Raw genomic sequence first — 22,753 nt, 5'->3', positions numbered from 1 at the left:
CGCCCGGTTACATTCCGAACCCGGAAGCTAAGCCTCACAGCGCCGATGGTACTGCAGGGGGGACCCTGTGGGAGAGTAGGACGCCGCCGAACAATCATTGCTGAAGAACCCCCATCCGGATTCCGGATGGGGGTTCTTCGCGTTTCCGGGGACTTTCTCCCGGACTGCTTTCCCGGGTCGTTCCCCGGAAGCCGGCCGGCTCCCTGTCGAGTGACCCCATGCGACTCCCTGCGACCCCCGCGTGACCCCCGAGCGACCCCCGCCGAGTGGCTGGTCCACCGTCAATATGCCGCTAAAACCGCCCGATCGGTGGACTGATCAGCGGAAAATCGCTGCTCACGCCGTAGTCTCGAAGGAAGGGGGAACAGGTGTCCGGGGGTGGCTCCCGGGCATGGCCGGATCAAGAATGGTGCTCATGGGACGAGGCAGGCTGCGCATCTACCTCGGGGCGGCCCCCGGGGTCGGCAAGACGTACGCCATGCTCGCCGAGGCGCACCGGCGGCACGAACGCGGCACGGACGTCGTGGTGGCGTTCGTCGAGGACCACGGCCGCCGGCGCACCGCGGACATGGTCGCCGGACTGGAAGTCGTGCTGCGGCAGCAGGTGGTGCACCGCGGCGCGAGGTTCTCCGAGATGGACCTGGATGCCGTCCTCGCCCGCCGTCCGCAGGTGGCGCTGGTGGACGAGCTGGCCCACACCAACGTCCCCGGCTGCCGCAACGAGAAGCGCTGGCAGGACGTCGAGGAGCTGCTGGCGGCCGGGATCGACGTGATCTCAACCGTCAACGTGCAGCACCTGGAGTCGCTGGGCGATGCCGTGGCCGGCATCACCGGGGTGCGGCAGCGCGAGACCGTCCCGGACGAGGTGGTCCGACGGGCCGATCAGATCGAGCTCGTCGACATGTCCCCGCAGGCGCTGCGCCGACGGCTGGCGCACGGGAACGTGTACGCGCCGGAGAAGATCGACGCGGCGCTCGCCAACTACTTCCGCCCGGGCAACCTGACCGCGCTGCGCGAGCTGGCGCTGTTGTGGACCGCCGACCGGGTGGACGAGTACCTGCAGAAGTACCGGGCCGAGCAGGGCATCGAGGGCACCTGGCAGGCCCGGGAGCGGATCGTGGTCGGCCTGACCGGCGGGCCCGAGGGGGCGACGCTGATCCGTCGGGCGGCCCGGATCGCGGCCCGCGTCTCCGGCGGCGAGCTGCTCGCCGTGCACATATCCCGTTCGGACGGCCTGGTCGGCTCCGGCTCGCCGCAGACGCTGATCGAGCAGCGGGCGCTGGTGGAGAGCCTCGGCGGCTCGTTCCACGCCGTGCTGGGCGACGACCCGGCCGGCGGGCTGCTGGACTTCGCCCGCGGTGTGAACGCCACCCAGATCGTGCTGGGCACCAGCCGCCGGCCCGGCTGGCAGTACCTGTACGGGCCGGGCGTCGGCACCACGGTGACCCGGGAGGCCGGGGACATCGACGTCCACATGGTCACCCACGAGCACGCCGGGCACGGACGCGGCAGGATTCCCGTCCGCCGGACCACCGACCTGGGCCGGACCCGCACCGTCGCCGGCTGGCTGATCGGCCTGGCCGGCCCGCCGGTGCTGGCGGTCGTGCTGACGGCGATCGGCGGGCTGGGGCTCTCCACCGACATGCTGCTGTTCCTGTCGCTGACCGTGTGCGCGGCGCTGGTCGGCGGGCTGCTGCCGGCGGTCGGTTCGGCGCTGGTCGGCTCCTCGGTGCTGAACTACTACTTCACGCCGCCGCTGCACACCTTCACGATCAACGAGCCGCAGAACATCATGGCGGTGGCCATATTCACCATCGTCGGCATCTCGGTGGCGTCCGTGGTGGACCTGGCGGCCCGGCGGACGCACCAGGCGGCCCGCAGCCAGACCGAGGCGCAGACGCTCAGCGCGCTGGCCGGCACGGTGCTGCGGGGCGCGCCGAACGGGGACGGGGTCCTGACCGCGCTGATGGAGCAGGTCCGGGAGACCTTCGGGCAGGAGAGCGCCGCGCTGCTGGAGCGCCCGGATTCGCTCGGCCCCTGGGTGCCGGTGGCCACTGCCGGGCCGCGGCCGCCGGAGCGGCCGGAGGAGGCGGACGTGGACGTCCCGGTCGGCGACAGCCTGGCGCTGGTGCTGCGCGGCCGGGTGCTGCCCGGTGCGGACCGGCGGCTGCTCGGGGCCTTCGCCGCGCAGGCCGCGGTGGTGCTGGAGCGTCGCCGACTGGCCCGGGAGGCCGCCTCGGCCCGCCGGGAGGCCGAGGGCAACCGCATCCGGACCGCCCTGCTGGCCGCCGTCTCGCACGACCTGCGCACCCCGTTGGCGGGGATCAAGGCCTCGGTGAGTTCGTTGCGTGCGGCGGACGTCGACTGGGACCCGGAGGACGAGGCCGAGCTGCTCGCCGGGATCGAGGCCGGGGCCGACCGGCTGGACCACCTGATCAACAACTTGCTCGACATGAGCCGGTTGCAGACCGGGACGGTCACCCCGCTGATCCAGGAGACCGACCTGGACGAGGTGGTGCCGTTCGCCCTCGGCGGGGTGCCGCCGGAGTCCGTCCGCCTGGACGTCCCGGAGACGCTGCCGATGATCCGGGCCGACGGCGGGTTGCTGGAGCGCTCGCTGGCCAACCTGGTGGAGAACGCCGTCAAGTACAGCCCGGACGGCGTCAAGGTGCTGGTCAAGGCCGACGCGCTGGAGCAGCCGGGGATGCCGGGCCGGGTCGAGCTGCGGATCGTCGACCGCGGGCCGGGCGTGCCCGAGGACGCGAAGGAGAAGATCTTCGCTCCGTTCCAGCGCTACGGGGACGCGCCGCGCGGCGCCGGGGTGGGTCTCGGGCTCGCGGTGGCGCGCGGTTTCGTCGAGGCGATGGACGGTAGCGTCACCGCCGAGGACACCCCGGGCGGCGGACTCACCATGGTGGTCAGCCTGCCGGCCGTCGAACGGCCGCCGGAGCCGGAGGAGCCGGGTGAGCCGCACGGCGACGGGAGCGGTCCGCTCTCGGAGCTGATCACATGAGAGCCGGCGGCCTGCCCGCCGCCCGTGCCGCACGCAGTAACCGCACGCCAGTTCCACAGCCCCCAAGTCCGACAGCCCCAAGTCCGACAGCCCTGAAAGGCGGAGCCCGTAAATGACCCGGGTCCTCGTCGTGGACGACGAACCGCAGATCGTCCGCGCGCTGGTGATCAACCTCAAGGCCCGCAAGTACGAGGTGGACGCGGCCCACGACGGCGCGAGCGCCTTGGAGCTGGCCGCGGCCCGCCACCCGGACGTCGTCGTCCTCGACCTGGGCCTGCCGGACATGGACGGGGTCGAGGTGATCCGGGGCCTGCGCGGCTGGACCCGGGTGCCGATCATCGTGCTGTCGGCCCGGCACGCCTCGGACGAGAAGGTCGAGGCCCTGGACGCCGGTGCCGACGACTACGTCACCAAGCCGTTCGGCATGGACGAGCTTCTCGCCCGGATGCGGGCCGCGGTGCGGCGGGCCGAGCCGGTGGCCGGGGAGGCGGACTCGCTGGTCGTCACCGAGAGCTTCACCGTCGACCTCGCCGCCAAGAAGGTCAACCGGGACGGCGCGGACGTGCGGCTCACCCCGACCGAGTGGCACCTGTTGGAGGTCCTCGTCCGCAACGCCGGGCGACTGGTCAGCCAGACCCAGCTGCTCCAGGAGGTGTGGGGCCCCGCCTACCGCACCGAGACCAACTACCTGCGGGTCTACCTCGCCCAGCTGCGTAGGAAGCTGGAGCGCGACCCCTCGCACCCGCGCCACTTCATCACCGAACCGGGAATGGGATACCGGTTCGAGAGCTGACCGCCGTTGCCCCCGGCGGCTGAACGACCTGCCGCCGGGGGCCCGGAAACCGGTACCCTTCCGACATGAGTGGTGACAACAGCAGCGGCCAGCCGCAGGGGCGGTTCCGCCGCATGCTCAGCCGGCTGACCTCCTCGACAGAGGAGCTGGAGGCCGAGGACCTGCGCCAGGAGAGCGCCGCGGAGTCGGGGTGCACGCCGATCGCCGGCTGCGCGGACCGCGCCCTGGTCACCGTCGCGGGCACGCTGCGCACGGTGACGCTGCGCCCGCGGGCCGGGGTGCCGGCCCTGGAGGCCGAACTCTTCGACGGCACCGAGGCCCTGGACGTGGTCTGGCTCGGCCGTCGCTCGATCGCGGGCATAGAGCCCGGCCGCAGGCTGGTCGCCAGCGGCCGGATCGGTCACGCGCGCGGGCGCCGCGTGCTGTTCAACCCTCGCTACGAGCTGCGTCCGGTCGGACACGGGAGCGAATGAGCGTGAGCAACCAGCCCGGCGGCGATGCCGCCCAGCTCGACCTGTCCCACGACGCGGCGGCCCGGGACGCCGCCCGCAAGGCCGAGGAGGCCGCCCGTCAGGCCGCCTCCAAGGAGGCCGCCGACACCGTCCTGAAGGCCTTCGGCGGCGTGCGCGGCATGATCGACATGACGCTGCCCGGCCTGGTCTTCATCGTCACGTACAACCTCACCCACCAGGTCAGCACCTCGGCGTGGGCCGCGCTCGGCCTGAGCGCGCTGTTCGTGGTGGCCCGGCTGGCGAAGCGGGAGACCATCCAGCACGCCTTCAGCGGGGTGTTCGGCGTCGCGCTCGGCGCCTGGATCTCGATGAAGAGCGGCCGGGCCGAGGACTTCTACCTGCCCGGCCTGCTCTGGAACGTCGGCTACTGCATCGCCCTGGCGACCTCCGCGCTGGTGCGCTGGCCGATGATCGGTGTGATGCTCGGCCCGATCACCGGTGAGATGTTCACCTGGCGCAAGGAGAACCCGGGCCGGCTCGCCGCGTACACCAGGGCGACCTGGGCCTGGGTGGTGATCATGGGCCTCAAGCCGGTGATCCTCTTCCCGCTGTACTTCACCCACAACGTCAACCTGCTGGGCTGGCTGAAGGTCGCCCTGGGCATCCCGCCGATGCTGCTGGCGATGTACGTCACCTGGCAGATCCTGCTGAAGGCGCCGCCGCCGATCAAGGCGCAGCTGGACGACGAGGAGGAGTCGGCGAAGTAGCCGCCTCCGCACACGGCCGAGGGCCCGCACCCACCAGGGTGCGGGCCCTCGGCCGTGGTTCCGTCGTCACTGGGCGCCGGTGGTGGCCGACAGCAGCTCCTCCAGCTCCTCCTCGCGCTCCTGGGCGGCGACGAAGAGCAGCTCGTCGCCGCCCTCCAGGGTGTCGTCCTTGCCCGGCACCAGCACCCGGCCCTCGCGGATGATCGTCACCAGCGCGGTGTCCGGCGGCCAGGCCACGTCGCCGACCCGGGTGCCGACCAGCTCGGTGTCGGAGGCCAGGGTCAGCTCGACCAGGTTGGCGTTGCCCTGGCTGAAGCGCATCAGGCGGACCAGGTCGCCGACGCTGACGGCCTCCTCGACCAGGGCGGACATCAGGCGCGGCGTGGACACGGCCACGTCCACGCCCCAGGACTCGTTGAAGAGCCACTCGTTCTTGGGGTTGTTCACCCGGGCGACCACCCGCGGCACCGCGTACTCGGTCTTGGCGAGCAGCGAGACGACCAGGTTGACCTTGTCGTCGCCGGTCGCGGCGATCACCACGTGGCAGCGCTGCAGGGCGGCCTCGTCCAGCGAGGTGATCTCGCAGGCGTCGGCCAGCAGCCACTCCGCCATCGGCACCCGCTCCACCGAGATGGAGTTCGGGTTCTTGTCTATCAGCAGGACCTCGTGGCCGTTCTCCAGCAGCTCGCCCGCGATCGAGCGGCCCACGGCACCGGCCCCGGCAATGGCGACCCGCATCAGTGACCCTCCTCCTTCGGCCCCTGCGCGAACGCGGCCTCGACGGCCGTCAGGTCGGCCCGGCGCAGCATCACCTGTACGAGGTCGCCCTCCTGCACCACCATCTGCGGCGTGGGCAGGATGCCCTCGCCGAGTCGGGTGACGAACGCCACCCGGGCGCCGGAGGCCTCCTCCAGCTCGCCGAACCGGTGGCCGATCCAGCGCGGGTCGTACGCGACCTCGGCCAGCTGCACGCCGCCGCTCGGGTCCTGCCACAGCGGCTCGGCGCCGCTCGGCAGCAGCCGGCGCAGCATCTGGTCGGCGGTCCAGCGGACCGTCGCCACGGTCGGGATGCCCAGGCGCTGGTACACCTCGGCGCGGCGGGGGTCGTAGATCCGGGCGGCGACGTTCTCGACGCCGAAGTTCTCCCGGGCCACCCGCGCGGCGATGATGTTGGAGTTGTCGCCGCTGGAGACCGCGGCGAAGGCGCCGGCCTCCTCGATGCCCGCCTCGCGCAGGGTGTCCTGGTCGAAGCCGACACCGGTGACCCGGCGCCCGTTGAACCCGGCGCCAAGTCGGCGGAAGGCGGTCGGGTCCTGGTCGACCACGGCCACCGAGTGGCCCTGTTTCTCCAGCGCTCTCGCGAGGGCCGAGCCCACGCGGCCGCAGCCCATGATGACGATGTGCACCGGCGCTACCTCACCCGTTCCGTCGGGGTACTGACCTGCGCAAACACCGTTCATCTCCCTTTCCCGCCCGGTCGTCCGGGGCGAGCGTTCTCGTGGGGCGCCGGCCCCGGCAACACCTCACAACCCGAGTGTTGCCCACCGACTCGTATCCGACACGCTAGCCGGTCCGTAGAACGCAGTCGCGACGAAGGGGGGGACAAACGGCGGAGCCTTGACCGGGGAGCCCCTACGATTCCTTAACGTGCCTATGCCGAAAGACCTCCCGAAACGCATCCTGATCGGGCGCGCGCTGCGCAGCGACAAGCTCGGTGAAACGCTGCTACCGAAGCGGATCGCGCTACCCGTTTTCGCCTCGGACGCGCTCTCCTCGGTCGCGTACGCCCCCGAGGAGATCCTGCTCACCCTCTCCGTCGCGGGCGTCTCGGCGATCCACTTCTCCTGGCAGATCGGCGTCGTCGTGGCGATCGTGATGCTCGCCGTGGTCGCCTCGTACCGGCAGAACGTGCACGCCTACCCCAGTGGTGGCGGTGACTACGAGGTCGCGACCGTCAACCACGGGCCGGCTGCCGGTCTGGTCGTCGCCAGCGCGCTGATGGTCGACTACGTGCTCACCGTGGCCGTGTCCACCACCTCGGGCGTCGCCAACGTCGTGTCCGCCGTCCCCGCGCTGCGGGGCCACGAACTGACGCTGTCGGTGATCGTGGTCGTCGTGCTGATGGGCATGAACCTGCGCGGTGTGCGCGAATCCGGAACCGCCTTCGCCATTCCCACCTACGCCTTCATGATCGGCGTCATAGGCATGGTCGGCTTCGGGTTCTTCCGGCACTTCGTGCTGGGCCAGGACATGCCCGCCGAGAGCGCCGGTTTCACCCTCACCCCCACCCCCGGCAACGAGTCGGTGGCCGGATTCGCCCTGGTGTTCCTGCTGCTGAAGTCGTTCTCCTCCGGCTGTGCCGCGCTCACCGGTGTGGAGGCGATCTCCAACGGCGTGCCGGCCTTCCGCAAGCCCAAGAGCAAGAACGCCGCGACCACGCTGCTGATGATGGCGAGCATCGCCGTGGTGATGTTCATGGGCATCATCTGGCTGGCCCGCCTGACCGGCGTCCAGATGGCCGAGAACCCGGCGGAGCAGCTCGGCGGCGCGTCCGCCGACTACCACCAGAAGACCGCGCTCGCCCAGATCAGCGAGGCCGTGTTCAGCAACTTCACGCCCGGCTTCTACTTCGTCGCCGCCGTGACCGGCCTGATCCTGGTGCTGGCCGCCAACACCGCCTTCAACGGCTTCCCGGTGCTCGGCTCGATCCTGGCCCAGGACCGCTACCTGCCCCGCCAGCTGCACACCCGCGGCGACCGGCTCGCCTTCTCCAACGGCATCATCCTGCTGGCGATCGCGGCGATCCTGTTCATCTTCGCGTTCGACGCCGACCCGAACCGGCTGATCCAGCTCTACATCGTCGGTGTGTTCGTCTCGTTCAACATGAGCCAGTCCGGGATGATCCGGCACTGGACGCGGCTGCTGCGCACCGAGACCGACCCGGCCGAGCGCCGCCGCATGCAGCGCAGCCGGGCGATCAACGCCTTCGGTCTTGTGATGACCATGGCCGTGCTGATCGTCGTCCTGGTCACCAAGATCGGCCACGCCTGGATCGCGATCGCGGCGATGGTCGTGCTGTTCGTGATGATGAAGGGCATCCGGCGCCACTACGACCGGGTCTCCGAGGAGCTCATCGCCGCGGAGGAGCCCGACGACGTGGTGCTGCCCACCCGGGTGCACGCCATCGTGCTGGTCTCCAAGCTGCACAAGCCGGCGCTGCGGGCCCTCGCGTACGCCCAGCTGGCCCGCGCCCACACCCTGGAGGCCGTCACGGTCAACGTGGACCCGGCCGACACCGCGGCGCTGCGGCAGGAGTGGGACGAGCGCGGCATCGACGTGCCGCTCAAGGTGCTGGACTCGCCGTTCCGCGAGATCACCGGGCCGGTCCTGGACTACGTGAAGAACCTGCGGCGCAGCAGCCCGCGCGACGTGGTCGCGGTCTACATCCCCGAGTACGTGGTCGGCCACTGGTACGAGCACCTGCTGCACAACCAGAGCGCGCTGCGGCTCAAGGGGCGCCTGCTGTTCAAGCCCGGTGTGATGGTCACCTCGGTGCCCTGGCAGCTGGAATCCTCCGAGCGGCGCAAGCCGCAGAAGGCCTGGTCGGCGCCGGGCGCCGTCCGGCGTGGCGAGCCTCGGGCGCCGAAGGCCGTAAAGTCGAAGGATTCCGTCTCCACCGGTGCGAGTGCCGGTGACACCTCCGAGCGCAGCAAGGACTCCTCCCAGTGACCCGCAACACTCCGCCCCGCTCCTCGGGCTCCTCCGGCAAGGGCTCCCGCCGGGGCGGCTCCCAGCCCGGGCAGGTCGCCCGGCCGCGCTGGGGCCGGCCGTCCCGTCCGGAGGCCACCGACCGTGACGGCCTGACCGCGCGCACCGCGCCGATCGTCCCGGGGGAGCAGGTGCCGTCGGAGGACCGGAAGCCGGGCCGGGACACGGCGGGGAAGGGCGCTGCCGAGAAGGGCGCCGGCAAGGGTGCCGGCAAGGGCCAGGCCGGCAAGGACGCCGGGAAGGGTGCCGCCGGTGCCGCTGGTGCGGGCGGTGCCGCCGGTGCTGCCCGGAAGGCGCCGCGCAAGCAGGCGGTACGGCCGCCCAAGGCGCTGCGCACCGCCGCCGCGCGGGCGCCGCGGCCCGAGGCGCCGACCGGGGAGCCGCTGGCCGGACAGCGGTACGAGGTCGAGGTCGGCCCGGTCGCGCACGGCGGCGGCCACTGCGTGGCCCGGCACGAGGGCCGGGTGCTGTTCGTGCGGCACGCGCTGCCCGGCGAGAAGGTCGTCGTGCAGGTGACCGACGGCACCACCACCTCCCGGTTCCTGCGGGCCGACGCGGTGGAGGTCCTGGAGCCCGCCAAGGACCGGATCGAGGCGCCCTGCCCGTTCGCCGGCCCCGGCAAGTGCGGCGGCTGCGACTGGCAGCACGTGACCCCCGGTGGGCAGCGCAAGCTCAAGGCGTCGGTGCTGACCGAGCAGCTGGCCAAGCTGGCCGGGCTCACCCCGGCCGAGGCGGGCTGGGACGGCAGCGTCGAACCGGTCGGCGGCAAGCTCCCGGCCGGGCAGGTGCCGGCCTGGCGCACCCGGGTCCAGTACGCGGTGGACCCGGAGACCGGGAAGGTCGGCCTGCGCAAGCACCGCTCGCACGAGGTGCAGCCGGTGGACCGCTGCCTGATCGCCGCCGAGGGCGTCAGCGAGCTGGGCATCGAGTCCCGCGACTGGCCGGGCGTGGCGAGCGTCGAGGTGATCGCCGCGACCGGTTCCTCGGACCGCCAGGTGGTGCTGACCCCGCGCGACGGCGCCCAGCTGCCGCTGGTCGAGCTGGACAAGCCGGTGTCGATCGCCCGGATCGACGACCAGGGCGACGTGCACAAGGTGCACGGGCGCAGCTTCGTGCGCGAGCGGGCGGCCGGGCGGACCTGGCGGGTCAGCAACGGCGGTTTCTGGCAGATCCACCCGGAGGCGCCGGACACCCTGGTCGACGCGGTGCTGGACGGCCTGGACCCGCAGTGGGGCGAGAACGCGCTCGACCTGTACTGCGGCGTCGGCCTGTTCGCCGGTGCGCTGGCCGACCGGGTCGGCGAGGAGGGCGCGGTGCTCGGCATCGAGTCCGCCAAGCAGGCCGTGGTCGACGCCCGGCACAACCTGGCCGCGCTGGACAACGTGCGGATCGAGTGCGACCGGGTCGAGACGCTGCTGCCGCGCACCGGCATCACGGCGACCGACCTGATCGTCCTGGACCCGCCGCGCTCGGGCGCCGGGCGCGAGACCGTCGCGCACCTGGTCGGCCTGGAGGCGCGCCGGATCGCGTACGTGGCCTGCGACCCGGCGGCGCTCGCCCGCGACCTGAAGTTCTTCCGCGAGGGCGGCTACCGTCCGGTTTCGCTGCGGGCCTTCGACCTGTTCCCGATGACCCACCACTTCGAGTGCGTGGCGATCCTGGAGCCGACCGGGGAGTGACCCGTTCGGCCGGTGTCCGGCCGGACCCGGGAGGCGGTGCCCGCTCGGCGGGTGCCGCCTCCTCGTCGTTTGCGGGGCGCGGTGGGGCGGTCGTGGTCGCTGGTCGGGCCCGGTCAGGTCGGGGCGGGTGGGGACCGGCCGGTCGTGGGTCGGGCCGGGCTGGGGCGGGTCAGGCGGGTTGTGGTCGCGGGACGGGCCGGTCAGGGCTCGTTGTGCTCCTCCTCGTCCACGCTGTGCGGGAGGTGGATGCCGTGCTGGGAAGCGAGCCGGAGGAGCGAGGCGATCCGGCCCTCGTACGCCTGGACGCCGTCGGCGTCCCCTTCGGCCCGCGCCGCCGCGAGGTCCCGTCGGGCCTGGGCGAGCTGCTCGCGCAGCTCCTGGTCGAACATGGCTGTCATTGCCGGCCTCCACACCGGTCGGTGCCGCTCAGTGGAACGCTCAGGGGAGATCAGAGTCCCGGATGGTGAAGGACTCTTCAAGTCTCGCTCGTCCTGCCGGGGGTGGGGTGGCGGTGGGCGGGTATGGAAGATGGGCGGCCCCCCGCGGCCACGGACGGCCACGGACGACCGCGGGGCGGCCACGCACGGTCGCGGGGCGGCTCCGGCCGCGGCTCGGACGACGGTGCCGGTGAAGGTTCCGGTGACGGCTTCGGTGACGGTTTGGGTGACGGGGAGGTTGCGAGGGGGCGTGCGGCAGGTGTGCGGGCGGTGGGCGTGCGCCCTTGTTGTGCTAGCACTTCGGCGCTAGCTTGAAGGGCATGGCCAAGAAGCAGCTGAACGTCCGCGTGGACGCCACGACCGCGGAGATGGCCCGGGAACGGGCGGAGCAGCAGGGGATCAGCATGAACCAGTACATCGAGCGCCTGGTCCAGCAGGACATGGGCGAGTCCGGACGTGCCTTCGTCGACGCTGCGGCGCAGTTCATGAAGGAGTACGAGACCGCGTTCCTCGCCGAGTTCGGGGAGCCGGGCGACCTCCAGGACGTGCGCCGTTGAACCTGGAGGTCGACCTCTCGTGGCTGCTCATGACCGCCGAGCAGTACACGCCCGGTGATCCGCAGGTCACCGACTACGGCTCGCTGCTCGCGGCCGTCACCCGGCACCAGGCCGAGATATTCGACATCGCGGTCTACCCCGAACCGCAGGACCGTGCCGCCGCACTGATGCACCAGCTGATCCGGGTGCCGGCCCTGGAGAAGACCAACGAGCTCTTCGCGACCGCCGTCGCGTACGCCTACCTCGTCGCCAGCGGCTGCACCGTCGCCACCACCGCCCGCGAGGTGCGCAGCCTCTCCCGGGCCATCCGCGAGGGGCGGCTCGGGGTGTCCGGCGTCTCCGAGCGGCTGGCGGCGTGGGTGGTCGACGAGGCCGAGGGGGAGGGCGTCAGCGGTACGGACGAGGAGGACGAGGACGACGACTGACCGCCGTCCGCGCCGTCCCGCCGTCCCCGCCGTCCGCGTCCTGTTCCCGGCCGTCCCCGCGTGCCGTGCCGGGGGGCGTGTTCGCCGCGCCCCGCGGCACGGCCGTGGTCCTCAGGCCCGGGGTGACGCGGCCTCCGCGATCAGGGCCGTCGCGAACGGGCGGAAGCCGGCCCGGCGGTAGATCCGGGCGACGTCCTCGTCGGAGGCGGACAGGAACACCGTCCGCACGCCGTTGGCCCGGGCGTGCGCGACCAGGGCCGCCGTGACCGCGAGCCCCAGACCGCGCCGACGGGCGGAGGGCAGGGTGCCCACGCCGACCACCTCGCCGACCGGGCCCACCGGGTTGTACTGGCCGGAGCACAGGACGGTGCCGTCCTCCAGCGCGGCGGCCTGCACGGTGACGCCGTCGGAGATCCGCTGCGCGATCCGCGCCACCCCGCCGTCGGTCGTCAACGTGGCCGTGCTCGCCGCCAGTTCGGCCGCGCCGGCCGCGCCGATGGCGGTGCCCGGGGCGCCGAAGGCCACGTGCGGGACGGCCACCGCCTGCGCCAGCTCGGGCGCGTCCGGGGCCAGCACCCGCACCTCGGTCCGCTCCGCCGTGATCGGCGCCGCAACCGACTCGTCCTGCGGACCCAGCACCAGCAGCGGGTGCTCGTGCACCGTCAGACCCGCCGCCTCGACGGCCGCGCGCAGCCCGGGGTTCTGCTCCGCCACCCACTCGAAGGCCTCCGGCGCGCCCAGCTCGCGCTGCCGCTCCAGCACCCGGCGGACGTCCTCGGCGGTGGCGGCCGGGCCGTCATGGCCGAGCGTCGGGCGGGCGTAGTAGTGCCAGCCGGTGTCCGCCGCGCGGACGAAGAGGGTCAGCGGGCCGAAGTCCTCGGCTCGGGCGGAGCTGCGCGGCGCGGCGTCGTAGTAGCGCTCGATCTCGTCGAGCAGCGGGCGGTCGGGAGCTTGATCGGCAGGAGTCACGGCGTGCATCCAAGCAGGGGCCCGGGCGTGCCTGCCACCGGTTTTGCGGCGTGTTCCGCGGCGTGCCGGTCCGGCCGGCGGGGGCCGTGCGTCGGGCCCCTGGACGGCGATTGTTGCCGAACGCTTACCGGTCCGCAGCGATCTTGTGCGCACACAGCGTGCATGCTGATGCTTTTACAGCTCTGCCGAGGGGGACGGCGGACGTCTGCACTCGGCGAGGCAAGGGGGAAGACAGGCCCATGAGGCTCTGCTTTCTGGTGGAGGAACACTACCGGCACGACGGCATGCCGCTCGACGTGGCGCGTCAGCTCACCGCGTGGGGGCACCGGGTGGACGTGCTGCGCCCCGGGGACTCGCTGCTGGCGATCTCCGAGGCCGTCCGGGCCGGCAGCCACGACGCCTGGGTGCTCAAGACCGTCTCCGGCGGGCCCGGGCTGACCCTGCTGGAGGCGGCCGCAGCCGTCGGCCTCACCACGGTGAACGACGTGCGCTCGATCCGCGGCGTCCGGGACAAGGCGCTCGCCGCGGTGATCGGCAGCACCCGCGGGCTGCCGGTTCCGATGACGTACGCCGCCGCGCGGTGGGAGCGGCTCGCGGAGATCCCGGCCGCCGAGTACCCGCTGGTGGTCAAGCCCGCGGACGGCAGCTCCGGGCGTGCCGTCCGGCTGGTGCACAGCCCGGACCACCTGCTGGAGGTCGGGCCGGAGCTGGTCGGGGAGGGGCTGCTGATCGCGCAGCCGTACGTGCCGAACTCCGGCACCGACCTCAAGGTGTACTGCGTCGACGGCGAGCTCTTCGCGACGGAACGTTCCTCCCCGCTGCACCCCGGGCAGGGCGTGCGGGAGCGGCAGGTGCCGCTGCCGGGGAGCGTCGCGCGGATCGTGGCGCAGGTCGGCGAGGTCTTCGGGCTGGACCTGTACGGGGTCGACGTGCTGCTCGGGCCGGACGGGCCGGTGGTGGTCGACATCAACGACTTCCCGAGCTTCCGGCAGGTGCCGGACGCCGTGGCACGGGTCGCCCAAGCGGTGCTGCGGCTCGCACGCAGTGGGACGGCCGTCTCGGTGCCCGGCGGGCCCGCGGCCGCGCTGGTGTCGGCGGGTGGCGCGCCGTATGGGCAACTGGGCCAACTTGGCTTCGGTGAAGGGGACTTGCTGTGAGGATCGGGCTGATCGCCGGGGATCCGGGGCACCCGGTGCTGGCGGCGACCGCCGCGCTGCTGGTGGAGCGGGGCCACGAGGTGGTGGCCGTTCCGCCCGCCGGGCCGGTGGGGGAGGCCGCGCCCGCGGAGGAGCTCGTGCCGGCCGGGGAGCTCGCCGACGTCTACCTGCTCAAGGCCCGTACGCCCCGGGCGCTGGCGCTGGCCGGCGAATTGGAGCGCCGGGGCGCGCCGGTGGTCAACTCGGCGGCGGCGACGGAACTCTGTCAGGACCGGGTGCGGATGGCCGGCCTCGCGCGGGCCGCCGGACTGCCGTTCGCGGCGACGGCCGCCGCCGGACTGCTGGGCGAACTCGCCGCACCCGCCTACCCGTTCGTGCTCAAGAGTCGGCACAGCCGACGGCACGACCTGGTCGCGCGGGTCGACGGCCCGGCCCGGCTCCGCGAGCTCGCCGAGCGTTGGGCCGAGGAGCCCGTCGTCACCCAGCCGTTCGTCCCCGGGACGGGGTGGGACCAGAAACTGTGGGTGATCGACGGGCAGGTGTTCGCCGCCCGGCGACGGTCCGAACTCGCCTTCGGGACGGGGGAGCCGGGGCAGGCCGCGGACTGGGAACCGCCCGCCGAGCGGGCCGCGCTCGCGCTGCGGGTGGGTGAGGTGTTCGGGCTCGACGTGTACGGGGTCGACCTGCTCGACGGGCCCGACGAGCCCGTCATCGTGGACGTCAACGCCTTCCCGGGGGTCCGGGGCAGGCCCGGCGCGCCCGAGGCGCTCGCCGCGCTCGCGCTGCGGGTCGCGGCCGAGCGGGCGCGGCCACTGGCGGGGCAGGGGCAGGGGCAGGGGCAGAGGCGGTAGGCGGCACGGGAGGCGGGCGGGGCGTGCGGTAGGCGGGGCGGGGCGTCGGCCAGGTGCCGGGCCGCTTCGCGCGCGGGCGGCCCGGGGCGGTGGGCGGCCCGGGTCGTTAGGCTGGCTGGCGCCCCGACCCGCCGGGGCGTACGGCGAGAGAAGACGGAACGTTGCTGCAGGACATCGAGCGCTACCTGGCCTGCCCCCTCTGCGCGCAGCCCCTCACCCGGCACGACCGCAGCCTGCGCTGCCCCGCCGGGCACAGCTTCGACCTCGCCAAGCAGGGCTACGTCAGCCTCCTCGCCGGCGACGCCCACACCGGCACCGGGGACACCGCCGAGATGGTCGCCGCCCGTGCGGACTTCCTCGCGGCCGGGCACTACCGGCCCATCGCGGACGCCCTGGCCGAGGCCGCTGCCGCGGCACCCGCCGACGAGCCCGACGGGCTGGTCGCCGACCTCGGCGCCGGCACCGGGCACTACCTGGCCCACGTCCTCGACGCCCAGCCCGACCGGGTCGGCGCTGCCCTCGACATCTCCAAGTACGCGCTGCGCCGCGCCGCCAAGGCGCACCCGCGGATCGGCGCCGTCGTCTGCGACGCCTGGCGCCCGCTGCCGCTGCGCGACGCCTCCGCCGCGCTGATGCTCAACGTCTTCGCCCCGCGCAACGGGCCGGAGATCCGCCGGGTGCTGCGCCCCGGCGGCACGCTGCTGCTGGTCTCGCCCACCGCCCGCCACCTGGGCGAACTCGTGGACGCGCTGGGGCTGCTGTCGGTGGACGAGGAGAAGCAGCGGCGGATCGACGAGAAGCTCGGGCCGTACCTGACGCCGGCGGGGCGGCGGGAGGTCGAGTTCACGCTGCGGCTCGACCCCCGGGACGTGCGCACCGTCGTCGGCATGGGGCCCAGCGCCTGGCACACCGATCCGGAGCGGCTCGGTGCCGCGCTGGCGGCGCTGCCGGACCCGGTCGAGGTGACCGCCTCGGTGACGGTGGCCGCCTACCGGCGCTGAGTGCTGCGGCGCGCCCCGGGCCGCTCCGAGCACCTCGGGGCTCGGAACGCTCCTGGGTCAGGCGGGGCGCTCCGAGGCGAGCCGGGCTGCTCCGGGACGGGGCCAGGCACGGCGCGGACGGGACGCCGCGGTCATCGCGTCGGGGTGAGGCGCCACGTTGGGATGAATCTGCTGAGCAGGCACGTTTCTGCCGGTCGGCCTGAGGCTAACGTCCGACGGGTGAACCGCGACGCCACCAGGCCCGCCGGGCCGGCCCCCGTTCGACCGGACGCCCCGGGGCCCGACCGCTCGCCCGTGCCACGCCCCACCGTCGAGGAGCTCCGGCTCACCTCGTTCAAGTCCTACCGGCGCGCGGTCCTGCCACTCGCGCCCCTCACCGTGCTGCACGGGCCCGCCGGGGTCGGCAAGTCCAACGCCCTCGACGCGCTGGCGGTGCTGTCCCGGCTCGCGCTCGGCGAGGAGATCGCCGACTCGCTGGACGGGCTGCCCGACCGTACCGGTCCGCTCGCCCCGCCCGTCCGGGGCGGCCTGGACGGCTGCGTCCCGCACGGGCGGGACGCGATCATCCTCGGCTGCACCGTCCGGTCACCGCACGGCCGGATCCGGCTCGACGTGGTGATCCGCACCGACGGTCCGGTCCGGATCGCCCGGGAGTCGCTCACCCTCGACGGCCGCACGCTCGTGGACACCGGCGAGCAGGACGTCCGCCACCGGCGGGTCAACGTCTGCTGGCACAACGACACCCGGCAGGGCGACATCCGGGCGCCCTTCCCCAGCGGCACCATGATCACCGCACAGCTGCCGCTGCGGGTCGCGGGCTCGTCCGCCGGCGAGTGCCTCGTCCTGGCGGCCGCCGAGGACCTGCTGACCGCGCTGCGCGAGGTGTTCCCGCTGCACCCCGTCCCCGCGCTGATGCGGGGCTGGGCCCGGGCCGACCCGCAGGCCCGGCTGCGCGGCAACGCCGCGAACATCTCCGCCGTCATCGCCCGGCTGGGCAACGAGTGCCCGCGCCGGTACGGGCAGTTGCTGCGCGTGGTGCAGTCCGCCGCGCCGCACCCGCTGCTCGGGCTCACGGTGGCCGAGCGCGAGAGCGACGAGGGGGTGCGGCGCGTCCTGGCCGTCTTCGACGAGGGCGTCCTCGGGCGGACCGGGGCCGATCAGGCCTCCGACGGCATGCTGCGCCACCTCGCCTTCGCCGCGGTGCTGCTGACGGGGGCGGGGGTGCTCGACCTCGACGTGGCCGCCGAGGTGCCGTGGGCGCACCGGCAGCTGACCGTGCTGGCCGAGGACCTGGGGGCGGGGCTCTCCACCGAGCAGGCCGCCTCGCTGCTGCGGCTGGCGCGGGACATGGCGGAGCGCAGCCAGCTGCGGGTGGTGGCCGCGCTGCAGGAGCCGGCGGCGGTGCGGGAGGCGCTGGGCGGAGCGGGCGGGGTGAGGCCGGGGGACGCGCGCTCCGGGGAGGTGCGGCCTGGCGCGGTGGCAGTGGTCGAGTGCCGGCGGGATCCGGACTCCGGTTTCACCGTCCTGCGGCCAGAGGCCGCCCGGGTGCCCGTCCAGGGCGGACGCGGGGAGGCGGCCGGCGGGATCGCGGAGGGGGAGCGGCCGGGGGCGGACGGGGCCGGGTCGGCGACGGCGGCGATGGGGTAGACCTGGAGGGGTGAACGAACGAGTGACGGGACCGGGGGAGCCGACCCTGGAAGCCCTGCAGGCACAACTGGTGGACTTCGCGACGGCCCGGCGGTGGGAGCCCTTCCACACGCCGAAGAACCTGGCGGCGGCGCTGAGCGTGGAGGCGGGCGAACTGCTGGAGATCTTCCAGTGGTTGACGCCCGAGCAGGCCGCCGAGGTGATGTCGGAGCCGGAGCGCGCGCACCGGGTGCGCGACGAGGTCGCGGACGTGCTGGCGTACCTGCTGCAGTTCTGCACGGCGGTCGGGGTGGATCCGCTGGCGGCCCTCGCGGCCAAGATCGAGCGCAACGAACACCGCTTCCCGGTGCCGGACAGATCGGCTGACGTCAACCCGGAGGTGGACGACCAACCCTTGTGAGGGACGGAAGTCATCCACAACCCGGGAGTTTTCCACAGCTTCCGACAAGGCGGATGCGAGCCCGCGCCCTTCCTCGCACGCTGTCGCCGTGACCATCCGGCCGCCCGCTCGGCGGCCCGGTCGACGGCGACAGCGAGCGAGAGGAGCGGTGGCCGTGGAGGCGCTGCGACTGATCAGGACGGCCCGGCACGCCCTGGCCGAGGCCAGGCACGTACCTGATGTACTGGCCGAGGCGCGGCAGGCCGCGCTGCTGACCGAGGCGGTGGGTGCCCGGCTGGCGGAGTCGGAGGACGAGGAGCTGACCGGCCTGGGCCGGCAGCTCTCCGAGGCCGGGGCGCACGCGGCGGTCTGTCTGGACCGCTCGGTCGTCCCGGCCGCCCTGGTGAGCGGCGGCCGGGCGGCGCGGCTCACCGAACTCGGGGAGCCGGCAACGGCCTTGGGGGCGCTGGACGGGCTGCTGCACGAGGTCGGGGAGACGCTCGTGGTGCTGGCCTGCGGGGCCGACACCGAGGGCCTCTACTGGACGTGCATCGACGGGGTCGACGCGGTGTCGGAGTGCAAGGACCTGGCCGGGCGGCTGCTGGAGGCGGCGGGCCGGGCCGAGGGGCCGGCGTGCACGGCGCTCGGCGGGGCCGTGCCCGAACACGCCGACTGCGCTTCGCCGTTACTCGTCCGACTCGACCCGCCGGGCGGCGGAGGCGTACCGGAGCGTGCCGACCAGCCGGACGGCGTCGACCCGCCGGGCGAGGGCGAGGGCGGGCCGACGGGGCCGGCGCGGACGGCCGGCTGCCGGGCGCCCGGCGCGGCCGGGGCCCCCGAGGTGTCCGTGCCGGTCGGGTAGGCGCCGGGGTCGGCGCACGGGCGCCGGAGGACGCTGCCCGGAACAGCGGAAAGGCGTGCCGTCCGAGACGGCGGAAGGAGGACCGGAAGAGCGCCAGGAGGAGAACCCACCCCTTGCCACTCTCAACATATAGCGCACCGGGGGTCTTGCGGCAAGGCCCCCGTGGTGGCGCACAATCGCAGGCCTCAGATCGGAGCTGATGCCATGACCCCCCTCACCACCAGCGCGTTCGACCTCCCCGACCGTCTCGCCGCCAAGGCCGATCCGGCGCTGATCGGAGGCGACGAGCGGCACTTCGCGGCCGTCGCGCAGAGCCTGGAGCAGGCGATCGCCGAGCTGTCCGACCGCCTCGACACCCTGCGCCGGGCGCCGGGCGGTCTCGGCCGGGAGGCGATGGACCGGGACATCGAGGTCCACAAGCTGACCGGTCGGCTGCGCGCGCTGCGCCGCTTCGGTCTGGACCTGTGCCTGGGGCACGTCGTCGGCGCGGACGACCCCGAGCCGGTGTACATCGGGCGGCTCGGCCTCACCGACAGCGAGGGACGCCGGCTGCTGGTCGACTGGCGTTCGCCCGCGGCCGAGCCGTTCTTCGCGGCGACCCACGCCGACCCGATGGGGCTGGCGAGCCGCCGCAGGTACCGCTGGACCGGCGGCCGGATCAGCGACTACTGGGACGAGGTGTTCACCGTCGAGGCCCTGGAGGGGCACGCCGCGCTGGACGACCAGTCCGCGTTCATCGCGAGCCTGGGCGGCAACCGTTCGGCCCGGATGCGGGACGTGCTGGCCACCATCCAGGCCGACCAGGACGCCATCATCCGGGCCGGCTCCCGCGGTGCCCTCGTGGTCGACGGCGGCCCGGGCACCGGGAAGACCGTCGTCGCACTGCACCGCTCCGCCTACCTGCTCTACTCCGACCCGCGGCTCGGCCACCGGCGCGGCGGTGTGCTGTTCGTCGGCCCGCACCAGCCGTACCTGTCCTACGTCGCGGACGTCCTGCCGAGCCTCGGCGAGGAGGGCGTGCAGACCTGCACCGTGCGGGACCTCGTCGCCGAGGGGGCGACGGCGGGGGTCGAGGCCGATCCGGAGGTGGCCCGGCTGAAGTCCTCGGTCGACATGGTGCAGGCGATCGAGAAGGCCGTCCGGTTCTACGAGGAGCCGCCCGCCGAGGGGATGGCGGTCACCACCCACTGGTCCGAGCTCTGGCTGAGCGCCCAGGACTGGGCGGACGCGTTCGACGCGCCGGAGCCGGGCACCCCGCACAACGAGGCGCGCGAGCAGATCTGGGACGAGCTCGCCGCGATCCTGCTGGACAAGCTGGACGCGGACGAGGAGGAGGTTCCGCCCGAGCAGTTCCGCCGGTCGCTGCGGCAGGACCGCGAACTGGTGGAGACCCTCAACCGCGCGTGGCCGCTGCTCGAAGCGGCCGACCTGGTCGGCGACCTCTGGTCGGTGCCCGCCTACCTGCGGATGTGCGCGCCCTGGCTCGACCAGGAGGAGGTCCGCAAGCTGCGGCGCAAGGAGGCGCCCCAGGCCTGGACGCTGTCGGACCTCCCGCTCCTGGACGCCGCCCGGCAGCGGCTCGGCGATCCGGAGGCGGGCCGGCGGCAGCGTCGGCGCGAGGCCGCGGTCGCCGCCGAACGCGCCCGCATGGCCGATGTCATCGGTGACCTGCTCCAGGCCGACGACGACGGCGAGGGCGCGGTGACGATGCTGCGCGGACGGGACCTCCAGGACACCCTGGTCGACGAGACCGCCCTGCCCGTCGCCGACCCGGAGCCGCTGGCCGGTCCGTTCGCGCACATCGTCGTCGACGAGGCCCAGGAACTGACCGACGCGCAGTGGCAGATGCTGCTCCTGCGCTGCCCGTCCCGGAGCTTCACCATCGTCGGGGACCGCGCGCAGGCCCGGCACGGCTTCGCGGAGTCCTGGCAGGAACGGCTGGAGCGGATCGGGCTCGACCGCACCACCGTCGCCTCGCTGAGCATCAACTACCGGACACCGGAGGAGGTCATGGCCGAGGCCGAGCCCGCCATCCGGGCCGCGCTGCCGGACGCCAACGTGCCGACCTCCGTCCGCAGCAGCGGCATCCCCGTCACGCACGGGTCGGTGGCGGAGCTGGACGCGGTCCTGGACGGCTGGCTCGCGGAGCACGCGGAGGGGGTCGCCTGCGTGATCGGCGCACCGGACTTCCGGGCCCGGCCCAGGGTCCGGTCGTTGACCCCGGAGCTGTCGAAGGGGCTGGAGTTCGACCTGGTCGTCCTCGTCGACCCGGAGGCGTTCGGCGGGGGAGTCGAGGGAGCCGTCGACCGCTACGTCGCGATGACTCGGGCGACCCAGCGGCTGGTGATCCTCAGGAGTTCATGAGAACGGAGGGGCCGGAGTGACGGAAGGGTCAGGAAGGGAGGCCGGAGGAACGACGGGAGACGAGGGGCCGGAACGCCCGTCGCCCGGTCGAGTGACACGGCTGTCGGCCGACGGCGTCCGGAGGCCAGACTGGGGCGATGGACGAGGAGGAGGAACCGCTGGCGTCATGGGCGGCCAGGCGGGAGCAACGACTGCGGCCGGTCGGTCAGTTGCGGGCCGTGCGGCTCGTGGACGAGCGCTCGCGGGGCGCCCACGTGGCACCGGGCGAGCCGAGGCTGATCGTGCGCTGGGACGGGTACCAGTGGCTGCCGGAGACGGTGGCCGAGGACTACGCCGCCGCCCAGCGGATCCTGCACGGGATCGAGGGCGACGGCCGGGTGCACCTCGCCCACCGGGCGCAGCGGCCGGGGAAGGCGCCGGGGCGGCACCGCAAGCCCCGCGGGGTGTGAGGCGTCACCGGACGCGTTGACCCCGTCGGAGCCTCGGGCAACCCCGCCGGACCCCTGGGAACGCGAGCGGGGTCCGGCGCCGCCCGGCGCCGGACCCCGACGGTCGCTGCCCGCAGGTCAGTTGTGGGCGTGCAGGTCCGCGTTCAGACCGCCCCAGGAGCCGGAGCGGGCGATGACCTCGACCGCGCCGGTCTGCGAGTTGCGGCGGAACAGCAGGTTGTCCTGGCCGGACAGCTCGACGGCCTTGGCCACCGTGCCGTCCGGCGTGGTGACCCGGGTGCCGGCGGTGACGTAGAGGCCGGCCTCGACCACGCAGTCGCTGCCGAGCGAGATGCCGATGCCCGCGTTGGCGCCGAGCAGGCAGCGCTCGCCGACCGAGACGACCTGCTTGCCGCCGCCGGACAGGGTGCCCATGATCGAGGCGCCGCCGCCGATGTCGCTGTGGTCGCCCACGACGACGCCCGCGCTGATCCGGCCCTCGACCATGGAGGTGCCCAGCGTGCCGGCGTTGAAGTTGACGAAGCCCTCGTGCATCACGGTGGTGCCGACGGCCAGGTGCGCGCCGAGCCGGACGCGGTCGGCGTGGGCGATGCGCACACCGGTCGGGGCGACGTAGTCCGTCATCCGCGGGAACTTGTCGATCCCGTAGACGGCCAGCTGGCCGCCCTGGGCGCGCACCGCGAGGCGGGTCTGCTCGACCTTGTCCACCGGGACGGGGCCGATGCTGGTCCACGCGACGTTGGCCAGCAGGCCGAAGATGCCGTCCAGGTTCTGGCCGTGCGGCTTGACCAGGCGGTGGCTGAGCAGGTGCAGGCGCAGGTACACGTCGTGCGTGTCGAGCGGCTTCTCGTCCAGCGAGGCGATGGTGGTGCGCACGGCGACCACCTCGACGCCGCGGCGCGCGTCGGCGCGCAGCGCCTCGGCCGCGCCGGTGCCGAGCTCGGCCTCGGCCTGCTCGGCGGTCAGGCGGACGGTGCCGGCCGGGCCGGGCTCGGCGGCCAGCGCGGGGGCGGGGTACCAGGTGTCGAGGACGGTGCCGTCGGCGGCGATGGTGGCCAGACCGGTGGCCACGGCGCCGGTCGCCGGGGAGGTGGATTCGAGCGAGGTGGATTCAGCAGTCACATCGTGCACGTTAGCCAATGCGGGGCCCCGGTGCCGAACACGCCCACCGTGCGGACGTGCC

At 73.7% G+C, this 22,753-nt stretch carries 21 protein-coding genes and 1 rRNA gene; 17 read left to right on the top strand and 5 right to left on the bottom strand.

What is annotated here, in order from left to right; translation table 11 throughout:
- The 5 genes from rrf to ACZ7KX_RS25105 all read left to right on the top strand — a co-directional run.
- Positions 1-92 (top strand): 5S ribosomal RNA (gene rrf / locus ACZ7KX_RS25125); the annotation flags it as partial.
- A gap of 323 nt (positions 93-415) precedes the next feature.
- Positions 416-3,013 carry an ATP-binding protein gene (locus ACZ7KX_RS25120; RefSeq protein ID WP_470328394.1) on the top strand — a complete coding sequence of 866 codons (2,598 nt, stop codon included), beginning with the start codon at positions 416-418 and terminating at the stop codon, positions 3,011-3,013.
- Between the two features lie 112 nt (positions 3,014-3,125).
- Positions 3,126-3,806 (top strand): response regulator, encoded by a 681-nt coding sequence (locus ACZ7KX_RS25115; protein WP_049657530.1) that lies wholly within the window; start codon positions 3,126-3,128, stop codon positions 3,804-3,806.
- A 65-nt stretch (positions 3,807-3,871) separates the two neighbouring features.
- Positions 3,872-4,279 carry an OB-fold nucleic acid binding domain-containing protein gene (locus tag ACZ7KX_RS25110; protein ID WP_350526050.1) on the top strand — a complete coding sequence of 136 codons (408 nt, stop codon included), beginning with the start codon at positions 3,872-3,874 and terminating at the stop codon, positions 4,277-4,279.
- A 2-nt stretch (positions 4,280-4,281) separates the two neighbouring features.
- On the top strand, positions 4,282-5,025 hold the full coding sequence (locus ACZ7KX_RS25105; protein ID WP_470328393.1) for a DUF3159 domain-containing protein: 744 nt from the start codon (positions 4,282-4,284) through the stop codon (positions 5,023-5,025).
- 66 nt (positions 5,026-5,091) lie between these two features.
- On the opposite strand, the gene ACZ7KX_RS25100 is transcribed toward ACZ7KX_RS25105, so the two are convergent.
- Both ACZ7KX_RS25100 and ACZ7KX_RS25095 read right to left on the bottom strand, forming a co-directional pair.
- Positions 5,092-5,763, bottom strand: a complete 672-nt coding sequence (locus ACZ7KX_RS25100) for a potassium channel family protein (RefSeq protein ID WP_350526052.1) — start codon at positions 5,761-5,763, stop codon at positions 5,092-5,094.
- Positions 5,763-6,431: a potassium channel family protein gene (locus tag ACZ7KX_RS25095; RefSeq protein WP_350526053.1), complete on the bottom strand. Its 669-nt coding sequence runs from the start codon at positions 6,429-6,431 to the stop codon at positions 5,763-5,765. Before ACZ7KX_RS25095 ends, ACZ7KX_RS25100 begins: the two co-directional genes overlap by 1 nt.
- A 247-nt stretch (positions 6,432-6,678) precedes the next feature.
- On the opposite strand from ACZ7KX_RS25095, the gene ACZ7KX_RS25090 reads away from it, so the two are divergent.
- Together ACZ7KX_RS25090 and ACZ7KX_RS25085 are read left to right on the top strand one after the other, a co-directional pair.
- Positions 6,679-8,754: an APC family permease gene (locus ACZ7KX_RS25090; RefSeq protein ID WP_470328402.1), complete on the top strand. Its 2,076-nt coding sequence runs from the start codon at positions 6,679-6,681 to the stop codon at positions 8,752-8,754.
- A 422-nt stretch (positions 8,755-9,176) separates the two neighbouring features.
- Entirely contained in the window at positions 9,177-10,472 is a 1,296-nt protein-coding gene (locus ACZ7KX_RS25085; protein ID WP_470328401.1) for a class I SAM-dependent RNA methyltransferase, read from the top strand.
- A gap of 200 nt (positions 10,473-10,672) precedes the next feature.
- Here ACZ7KX_RS25085 and ACZ7KX_RS25080 read toward each other — a convergent pair whose 3' ends face one another.
- Positions 10,673-10,870, bottom strand: a complete 198-nt coding sequence (locus ACZ7KX_RS25080) for a hypothetical protein (RefSeq protein WP_350526054.1) — start codon at positions 10,868-10,870, stop codon at positions 10,673-10,675.
- A 359-nt stretch (positions 10,871-11,229) separates the two neighbouring features.
- Between ACZ7KX_RS25080 and ACZ7KX_RS25075 the strand changes: the two genes are divergently transcribed.
- Both ACZ7KX_RS25075 and ACZ7KX_RS25070 read left to right on the top strand, forming a co-directional pair.
- Positions 11,230-11,466, top strand: a complete 237-nt coding sequence (locus ACZ7KX_RS25075) for a toxin-antitoxin system HicB family antitoxin (protein ID WP_350526055.1) — start codon at positions 11,230-11,232, stop codon at positions 11,464-11,466.
- Positions 11,463-11,891, top strand: a complete 429-nt coding sequence (locus tag ACZ7KX_RS25070; RefSeq protein WP_470328392.1) for a fic family toxin-antitoxin system, toxin component — start codon at positions 11,463-11,465, stop codon at positions 11,889-11,891. The genes ACZ7KX_RS25075 and ACZ7KX_RS25070 overlap by 4 nt, the downstream gene beginning before the upstream one ends.
- A 111-nt stretch (positions 11,892-12,002) precedes the next feature.
- Here the strand turns inward: ACZ7KX_RS25070 and ACZ7KX_RS25065 are convergent, their stop codons facing one another.
- Positions 12,003-12,869 (bottom strand): GNAT family N-acetyltransferase, encoded by an 867-nt coding sequence (locus ACZ7KX_RS25065; protein ID WP_470328391.1) that lies wholly within the window; start codon positions 12,867-12,869, stop codon positions 12,003-12,005.
- 230 nt (positions 12,870-13,099) lie between these two features.
- Here ACZ7KX_RS25065 and ACZ7KX_RS25060 point away from each other — a divergent pair, with 230 nt between their 5' ends.
- From ACZ7KX_RS25060 to ACZ7KX_RS25025, 8 genes are all read left to right on the top strand, one after another.
- On the top strand, positions 13,100-14,017 hold the full coding sequence (locus ACZ7KX_RS25060; RefSeq protein WP_350526058.1) for an ATP-grasp domain-containing protein: 918 nt from the start codon (positions 13,100-13,102) through the stop codon (positions 14,015-14,017).
- Positions 14,014-14,868, top strand: a complete 855-nt coding sequence (locus ACZ7KX_RS25055; RefSeq protein WP_470328390.1) for an ATP-grasp domain-containing protein — start codon at positions 14,014-14,016, stop codon at positions 14,866-14,868. Before ACZ7KX_RS25060 ends, ACZ7KX_RS25055 begins: the two co-directional genes overlap by 4 nt.
- A 161-nt stretch (positions 14,869-15,029) precedes the next feature.
- The gene (locus tag ACZ7KX_RS25050; RefSeq protein ID WP_470328389.1) at positions 15,030-15,869 is read left to right on the top strand and encodes a putative RNA methyltransferase; all 840 of its coding nucleotides are present in this window, start codon (positions 15,030-15,032) and stop codon (positions 15,867-15,869) included.
- 294 nt (positions 15,870-16,163) lie between these two features.
- Entirely contained in the window at positions 16,164-17,516 is a 1,353-nt protein-coding gene (locus tag ACZ7KX_RS25045; protein ID WP_470328388.1) for an AAA family ATPase, read from the top strand.
- Positions 17,517-17,526: 10 nt separating this feature from the next.
- Positions 17,527-17,916 (top strand): nucleotide pyrophosphohydrolase, encoded by a 390-nt coding sequence (locus ACZ7KX_RS25040; protein ID WP_470328387.1) that lies wholly within the window; start codon positions 17,527-17,529, stop codon positions 17,914-17,916.
- Between the two features lie 154 nt (positions 17,917-18,070).
- Positions 18,071-18,757, top strand: coding sequence for a DUF6099 family protein (locus tag ACZ7KX_RS25035; RefSeq protein WP_470328386.1), 687 nt, complete (start codon positions 18,071-18,073; stop codon positions 18,755-18,757).
- Between the two features lie 204 nt (positions 18,758-18,961).
- On the top strand, positions 18,962-21,121 hold the full coding sequence (gene helR, locus ACZ7KX_RS25030; RefSeq protein WP_470328385.1) for an RNA polymerase recycling motor ATPase HelR: 2,160 nt from the start codon (positions 18,962-18,964) through the stop codon (positions 21,119-21,121).
- Between the two features lie 137 nt (positions 21,122-21,258).
- A complete protein-coding gene (locus ACZ7KX_RS25025) occupies positions 21,259-21,570 on the top strand; it encodes a DUF6087 family protein (protein ID WP_470328384.1) in 312 nt (103 codons plus the stop codon).
- A 117-nt stretch (positions 21,571-21,687) separates the two neighbouring features.
- Here ACZ7KX_RS25025 and dapD read toward each other — a convergent pair whose 3' ends face one another.
- Positions 21,688-22,692 (bottom strand): 2,3,4,5-tetrahydropyridine-2,6-dicarboxylate N-succinyltransferase, encoded by a 1,005-nt coding sequence (dapD, locus tag ACZ7KX_RS25020; RefSeq protein WP_470328383.1) that lies wholly within the window; start codon positions 22,690-22,692, stop codon positions 21,688-21,690.
- Positions 22,693-22,753 lie beyond the last annotated feature (61 nt).

The organism is Kitasatospora sp. NPDC038210, from assembly GCF_055600605.1.
The sequence above is the reverse complement of the archived record's forward strand: the minus strand, read 5'-3'. Positions and strand labels throughout refer to the sequence as shown.